Annotated in this window: 6 protein-coding genes and 1 pseudogene; 3 read left to right on the forward strand and 4 right to left on the reverse strand. The window is 60.0% G+C overall.

Annotated elements, in window-relative coordinates; all coding sequences use genetic code 11:
• From FEM54_RS19940 to lptF, 4 genes and pseudogenes are all read right to left on the reverse strand, one after another.
• A pseudogene (locus FEM54_RS19940) lies at nucleotides 1-228 on the reverse strand (signal peptidase I); the annotation flags it as partial.
• A 5-nt stretch (nucleotides 229-233) separates the two neighbouring features.
• A complete protein-coding gene (lepA, locus tag FEM54_RS19945; protein ID WP_003210439.1) occupies nucleotides 234-2033 on the reverse strand; it encodes a translation elongation factor 4 in 1800 nt (599 codons plus the stop codon).
• A 151-nt stretch (nucleotides 2034-2184) separates the two neighbouring features.
• Nucleotides 2185-3264 carry an LPS export ABC transporter permease LptG gene (lptG, locus tag FEM54_RS19950; RefSeq protein ID WP_017136293.1) on the reverse strand — a complete coding sequence of 360 codons (1080 nt, stop codon included), beginning with the start codon at nucleotides 3262-3264 and terminating at the stop codon, nucleotides 2185-2187.
• Nucleotides 3257-4375 carry an LPS export ABC transporter permease LptF gene (gene lptF, locus FEM54_RS19955; RefSeq protein WP_017136292.1) on the reverse strand — a complete coding sequence of 373 codons (1119 nt, stop codon included), beginning with the start codon at nucleotides 4373-4375 and terminating at the stop codon, nucleotides 3257-3259. The genes lptG and lptF overlap by 8 nt, the downstream gene beginning before the upstream one ends.
• 284 nt (nucleotides 4376-4659) lie before the next feature.
• On the opposite strand from lptF, the gene FEM54_RS19960 reads away from it, so the two are divergent.
• The 3 genes from FEM54_RS19960 to FEM54_RS19970 are packed head-to-tail and all read left to right on the forward strand — an operon-like array spanning nucleotide 4660 to nucleotide 7024.
• Nucleotides 4660-6150: a leucyl aminopeptidase gene (locus tag FEM54_RS19960; RefSeq protein WP_017136291.1), complete on the forward strand. Its 1491-nt coding sequence runs from the start codon at nucleotides 4660-4662 to the stop codon at nucleotides 6148-6150.
• 51 nt (nucleotides 6151-6201) lie between these two features.
• A complete protein-coding gene (locus tag FEM54_RS19965; RefSeq protein ID WP_017136290.1) occupies nucleotides 6202-6630 on the forward strand; it encodes a DNA polymerase III subunit chi in 429 nt (142 codons plus the stop codon).
• Between the two features lie 7 nt (nucleotides 6631-6637).
• Nucleotides 6638-7024, forward strand: a complete 387-nt coding sequence (locus FEM54_RS19970; protein WP_017136289.1) for a hypothetical protein — start codon at nucleotides 6638-6640, stop codon at nucleotides 7022-7024.
• Nucleotides 7025-7103: the final 79 nt, after the last annotated feature.

Below are 7103 nucleotides of genomic sequence, written 5' to 3' on the forward strand. Positions count from 1 at the left end.
CAGCACCAGCACGATGAACAACACCGGGAAGAACGACTTGCCGTATTCAACCAGCAAAGGCTCTTTGTTCAGTTTCTCGATTGCCACCGCATCGGGCTGGCTGACGCTGCCCTGATACGAGGCGATCGCCGCCCGCCGACGCGGGGCGAAGAACACCAGATCGAGCAACGCCAGGAGACCGCAAACGGCAACGGCGATGACCAGCAACAGCGGGAAATTTAGTGACATAGGACCTAACTATCCAACCTGAGCACTGCAAGGAAGGCTTCTTGTGGAATTTCCACGTTGCCCACTTGCTTCATGCGTTTCTTACCGGCCTTTTGCTTCTCAAGCAGCTTGCGCTTACGGCTTACGTCACCGCCGTAGCATTTGGCCAGTACGTTCTTTCTGAGTGCCTTGACGGAGGTCCGTGCAATGATCTGCCCGCCAATGGCGGCCTGGATCGCGACATCGAACATCTGGCGCGGAATCAGTTCTTTCATTTTTTCGGTCAACTGGCGACCTTTGTAGTGCGCGTTGTCCTTGTGCACGATCAGCGCCAGTGCATCCACCTTGTCGCCGTTGATCAGCACATCCAGTTTCACCAGATTAGCCGATTGGTAACGGTCGAAATGGTAATCCAGCGAAGCATAGCCGCGACTGGTGGATTTGAGACGGTCGAAGAAGTCCAGAACCACTTCGTTCATCGGCAAATCGTAGGTCACTTGCACCTGGGTACCGAGGAACAACATGTCGTGCTGCACGCCACGTTTTTCGATACACAGGGTAATAACGTTGCCCAAGTGCTCTTGCGGAACCAGGATATTGGCCCGCACGATCGGCTCGCGCATGTCTTCGATGGAGGACAGATCCGGAAGCTTGGACGGGTTGTCGACGTAAATCGTTTCACCGGTTTTCAGCGCCAGCTCAAAAATAACCGTCGGCGCCGTGGTGATCAGGTCCAGGTCGTATTCGCGCTCGAGGCGCTCCTGGATGATCTCCATGTGCAGCATGCCCAGGAACCCGCAGCGGAAGCCGAAGCCCAGGGCGTCGGAGCTTTCCGGGGTGTACTGCAACGACGAGTCGTTGAGGGTCAGCTTCTGCAGCGCTTCGCGGAAGTCTTCGAAGTCGTCGGAGCTGACCGGGAACAGGCCGGCGTAAACCTGCGGCTGGATGCGTTTGAAGCCCGGCAGCACGTCGACGTCAGGGGTGGAGCTCAAGGTCAGGGTGTCACCCACTGGCGCACCGTGAATGTCCTTGATACCGGCGATGATGAAGCCCACTTCACCGGCTTTGAGGTCGGTGGTGGCGGTGTGTTTCGGGTTGAATACACCGACGCTGTCCACCAGGTGGATCTTGCCGGTGGATTTGACCAGGATCTTGTCGCCCTTCTTCACACGGCCGTGGCGCACGCGTACCAGGGAAACAACGCCCAGGTAGTTGTCGAACCAGGAGTCGATGATCAACGCTTGCAGCGGATCTTCGTAGTTGCCGGTAGGCGCAGGAATGGTCTTGACCAGGCGCTCGAGCACTTCGTCAACGCCCAGGCCGGTCTTGGCGCTGCACTCGACGGCGTCGGTGGCGTCAATGCCGATGATTTTTTCGATTTCTTCTTTAACGCGGTCAGGATCGGCCTGGGGCAGGTCGATCTTGTTCAGTACCGGCATGACCTCAAGGCCCTGCTCGATCGCGGTGTAGCAGTTGGCCACGGACTGGGCTTCAACACCCTGGCCGGCATCGACCACCAGCAAGGCACCTTCACAGGCGGCCAGCGAACGGCTGACTTCGTAGGTGAAGTCAACGTGGCCAGGGGTGTCAATGAAGTTCAGCTGGTACTTGATACCGTCTTTTGCGGTGTAGTACAGGGTAACGCTGTGGGCCTTGATGGTGATGCCGCGCTCGCGCTCGAGGTCCATGGAGTCCAGGACCTGGGCTTCCATTTCACGCTCGGCAAGGCCGCCGCACATCTGGATGAATCGATCGGCCAGCGTCGACTTACCATGGTCAATGTGGGCGATGATGGAGAAATTGCGGATATGACTCAAATCACTCACGGATCAACACTCAAAAAGGCTGCAGGCAGATTGCCCGCTGAAAAATAGCCGGGAATTGTACCTGATGCTCGGGCCGGGCGTCATCTTTGCTGACCAGAACAAAAATGCCCCGGTCATATGAGCGGGGCATTTTTTGTGCATAAGCGCGGTATCAACCGGCCCGGCGCAACAGCCAGAACCCGGCCACGGCGCAGACCGCCGTCGGTACCAGCACCGCAAACAGCGGCGAGAAACCGAATACCAGGCTCGATGGGCCAAGCAGGTCCTGGGCGATGCGGAAGGTAAAGCCCACCAGCACGCCGGTAAACACACGCTGGCCAAGCGTTACCGAACGCAGCGGGCCGAAGATGAACGAAATAGCCATCAGCACCAACGCGGCGGTGACCAGCGGCTGCAACACCTTGACCCAAAATGCCAACCAGTAACGGCCATTGTTCAGGCCCTGATCCTTGAGGTAGTGGATGTAACTCCACAAACCGGAGATCGGCAGGCTTTCCGGGATCATGACCACGGTATTGAGAAGTTCCGGCTTCAGGGCAATGTCCCACTGTTCAGACGGCACATTGATCACTTCGGTGTAGGCCTTGATGCCCTGCCCCACATTACGGAAATACGTCGTGGTGACATCGTACAGCTCCCATTTCCCCTCGTCGTACTGCGCACGCTTGGAGAAACTGGAGGTCAGCATATGCCGCTCTTTGTCGAACGTATAACGCGTCACACCCACCAGCAAACCGCCCGGTTGCACGGCGTTGATGTGAATAAACTCATCACCCTGGCGGTGCCACAGGCCGTGCTTGGCGCTCTGCGCATCCCCCGAACCCTGGGCCAGGGCACGATTGGCCTGGGCCGTGGCTTCGGTCGGTGGTGCTACGTACTCGCCGATCAGCACACTGCACGCCATCAGCAACAGCATGGGTTTCATGACGGCCCAGACGATGCGGCCGATGGAAACGCCCGCCGCTCGCATAATGGTCAATTCGCTGCTGCTGGCCAGGCTGCCCAGGCCGATCAGGCAGCCGATCAGCGCCGCCATCGGCATCATGTCGTAGAGGCGACGCGGTGCGGTCAGCGCCACGTAGCTCAATACGTGGGTGACGGTATAGGTGTCGGTGACGTTGCCCACTTCATCAATAAAGGCAAACAGGCACGCCAGCCCAAGGATGATGCCCAATACCGCCAGGATGGCGATCAGTACGCTGCTACCAATGTAGCGGTCGAGCTTAGCCACGAGCCAACTCCTTCAGGCCACGACGGCTCTTCATTTTCAAACGGATAGGTTCCCAGTAGAGCAGCCCCAGGCCGATCACCAGGAAGATCCCGTGCACCCACCACAGGCCCAGGGTTGGCGACAGCTTGCCCTTCTCCAGGGAGCCACGGGCGGAAATCAGGATGGTCAGGTAAGCCATGTACAAAAGGATCGCCGGCAACAGCTTGAGGAAGCGGCCCTGGCGCGGGTTGACGCGCGACAGCGGCACCGCCATCAACGTCACGATGAACACCAGCAGCGGCAGGGAGAGTCGCCATTGCAGCTCGGCAACGGAGCGCAGCTCGGGATTACCGATCAGCGATAGCGTCGGCAGTGCATCGCGGTCGGTGACCTCTTCACTGATGTCAGGCTTGGCCAGCATTACGCCATAAGTGTCGTATTTGACCGCCCGGTATTCCGCCAGCCCAGGGCTGCCGTCGTAGCGGTAGCCATTTTCCAGGATCAGGTAGCGGTTACCGTCAGGGCGTATTTCCTGGCGCCCGCTGTTGGCTACCAGAATCGAAATACCGCGGTCCTTCTGGTTCAGGCCGAGGTTTTTCTGCGAGATGAACACACCGCCAAGGTTAGAGCGGTCGTCGGTCATGGTTTCGGTATAGGTGACCCGCGTGCCGTCGTTGAGCGCCTGGAAGCGCCCGGGCTCCAGGGTATCGAACTCGGTCATCGCGTCCTGCTTGTTCAGCAGCAACTGGAACTGCATGGCGCCCTGGGGCGCCAGGCTCATGCTCAACCAGGCCACCACCAGCGCAACGCCGGTGGCCGGCACCATGGTCATGGCCAGCAGACGCTGCTGGCTCATGCCGGTGGCCGAAAGCACGGTCATTTCACTTTCAAGGTAAAGCCGGCCATAGGCCAGCAGGATGCCGAGAAACAGGCCAAGCGGCAGGATCAGCTGCAAAAAACCCGGCAGGCGAAAGCCCATGATCAGGAACAACGAGCCCGGATCCAGGGCGCCCGAGGCCGCCTGGGCGAGGAATTTGACGAAACGACCACTCATGGTGATGACCAGCAATACCGCACTCACGGCACTCAGGGTCAACAGGACTTCGCGGGACAGATAACGGAAGACGATCAAACCAGACACTCCAGGGTTGTCAGGCTAAGGCGGCCAAACAAGCAAGCATACCGAGTCGACCCACATGCACGGGCCGGCTAAAAAGATTGCGCATTATCCTGTGATTGACCGCGCCTGTCACGGTGCTTGCTCATACGCACGCACAAAGCGTGCTGCAAGGGTTGTCAGGCTGCTCTGGCGAGGTTCAAACTGCGGCCTTTGTCGCGGGCGGTTTACAAAGCTGCCAAGCATCAAAGCCTGCGTACAGACGCCAGGCTCACAGACCTTAAATAAGGGACCCGAAAATGGAATTGGTTGTAAAAAGCGTTAGCCCCGAAACGTTGAAAACCGCCACCCTCGTGGTCGCCGTCGGCGAAGGGCGCAAGCTCGGCGCCGCCGCCAAGCAACTGGACGAACTGAGCGGCGGCGCCATCAGCGCGGTCCTCAAGCGCGGCGACCTGGCCGGCAAAGTCGGCCAAAGCCTGCTGCTGCAAAGCCTGCCCAACCTCAAAGCCGACCGTGTATTGCTGGTGGGCGTGGGCAAGGACGCCGAACTGGGCGACCGCCCGTTCCGCAAGATCATCAGCGGTATCCTCACCACTCTTAAAGGCCTGGGCGGCACCGATGCGGCGCTGGCCCTCGATGAAATCGTAGTAAAAGGCCGCGACAGCTACGGCAAGACCCGCCTGCTGGCCGAAAGCCTGGTGGACGGCGGTTACGTCTTCGACCAGTTCAAGAGCCAGAAGGCCGAACCGCGCGCCATCAAGAAAATCACCCTGCTGACCATCAAGGCCGCCCAGGCTGAAGTCGAGCGCGCCGTCACCCACGCCACCGCCATCGCCAACGGCATGTCGTTTACCCGTGACCTGGGCAACCTGCCGCCGAACATCTGCCACCCAACCTACCTCGGCGAACAAGCCAAGGCGCTGGGCAAGGAGTTCAAGGGCCTGAAGGTTGAAGTGCTGGACGAGAAGAAGATCAAGGAACTGGGCATGGGCTCGTTCTATGCCGTGGGCCAGGGCAGCGACCAGCCGCCACGCCTGATCGTGATGCAATACAACGGCGGCAAGAAGTCCGAGAAGCCTTACGCGCTGGTCGGCAAAGGCATCACTTTCGACACCGGCGGCATCAGCCTCAAGCCGGGCGCCGGCATGGACGAAATGAAATACGACATGGGCGGTGCCGCCAGCGTGTTCGGCACCCTGCGTGCCGTGCTGGAACTCAAGCTGCCGATCAACCTGGTGTGCATCCTGGCCTGCGCCGAGAACATGCCGAGCGGTGGTGCTGCACGCCCGGGTGACATCGTCACGACCATGAGCGGCCAGACTGTCGAGATCCTCAACACCGACGCCGAAGGCCGCCTGGTGCTGTGCGACGCCCTCACCTACGCCGAACGCTTCAAGCCACAGGCCGTGATCGACATTGCCACCCTGACCGGTGCCTGCGTGGTCGCCCTGGGCGCTCACACCTCGGGCCTGCTGGGTAACAACGACGAGTTGATCGAGCAACTGCTCAGCGCCGGCAAGGCTGCCGACGACCGCGCCTGGCAACTGCCGCTGTTCGACGAGTACCAGGAACAACTGGACAGCCCGTTCGCCGATATCGCCAACATCGGCGGCCCAAAAGCCGGCACCATCACCGCCGCCTGCTTCCTGTCGCGCTTCGCCAAGAACTTCAACTGGGCGCACCTGGACATCGCCGGCACGGCCTGGACCAGCGGCGGCAAGGACAAGGGCGCCAGTGGCCGTCCGGTTCCTCTGTTGACCCAGTACCTGCTGGATCGCGCCAAAGCCTGAAACTGAAGATTCCGGGGCGGCCTTCACGGCGCCCCGGTCTCAGGAACCGCAATGACCCAAGTCGACTTCTATATATTGCCCAGCGCCGATCCCTCTGCGCGCCTGGACTTTGCCTGCAAACTTACCGAAAAAGCCTGGCGCATGGGCCACCGCATCTACCTGCATTGCAGCGATGCCGCTCAGCGTGAAGACCTTGACGCCCGCCTGTGGCGCTTCAAGGGCGAAAGCTTCGTGCCCCACGGCCCCGCCGAGTCCGAACCCGAAGGCCTGATTGTGCTGGGTTTGGGCGACAACTGCGGCGATCACCAAGACCTGCTGGTGAACCTCGACCTGAAAGTACCGGCCTTTGCCAAGGCTTTTGCCCGCGTGGCGGAAGTGGTGGTCGAAGACCCGGCTATTCGTCAGGCCGCGCGGGAGAGTTTCCGTTTCTACCGCGAACAGGGCTATCCTCTGCAAGATCACCGGCTACAACGACTTTGAGCACACGATGGACACTCCAAACCCGCTGAAAAAAGACGACCACTTGCTGGACGACCTGGAGTCGATCCGTCAATTGCTCGGTGATGATGAGTTGCAACCGCCGCTGCTGACCGAATCGGTCGAGGGCGAGGTACAGATTCCGCTGTTGTTCGACATGGTCGGTGGCAAACCTGCCGCACCTGAACCTGTCACACCAGCCCCCACTGCAGAACCGGCACCTGCCGCAGAAAAAGCGCCCGACGCGTTGCTGCTGCACCTGGACAATGAACTGCGTGCCGCCGCGCAACTGATCATGCAGGATGTGATCGACGACTTTGCCCCGCATATTGAAGCCGAGATCAAACGGCGGATGGATGCGCGCATGGAGCGGTTGCTCAGCCAATACCAGTCCTGAGCCTTACTTAGATCCCTGTGGGAGCTGGCTTGCCTGCGATGGCGGTGTGGCAGTCGCCGAAGGGTTCGACTGAGAAACC

This window comes from Pseudomonas edaphica (assembly GCF_005863185.1).
Classification (GTDB): domain Bacteria; phylum Pseudomonadota; class Gammaproteobacteria; order Pseudomonadales; family Pseudomonadaceae; genus Aquipseudomonas; species Aquipseudomonas edaphica.

What these genes read in the sequence shown, in the direction of transcription:
- FEM54_RS19970 (WP_017136289.1), top strand. Translation starts at nt 6,638, where the DNA reads ATGGACACTCCAAACCCGCTGAAAAAAGACGACCACTTGCTGGACGAC.
- FEM54_RS19960 (WP_017136291.1), top strand. Translation starts at nt 4,660, where the DNA reads ATGGAATTGGTTGTAAAAAGCGTTAGCCCCGAAACGTTGAAAACCGCC.
- FEM54_RS19965 (WP_017136290.1), top strand. Translation starts at nt 6,202, where the DNA reads ATGACCCAAGTCGACTTCTATATATTGCCCAGCGCCGATCCCTCTGCG.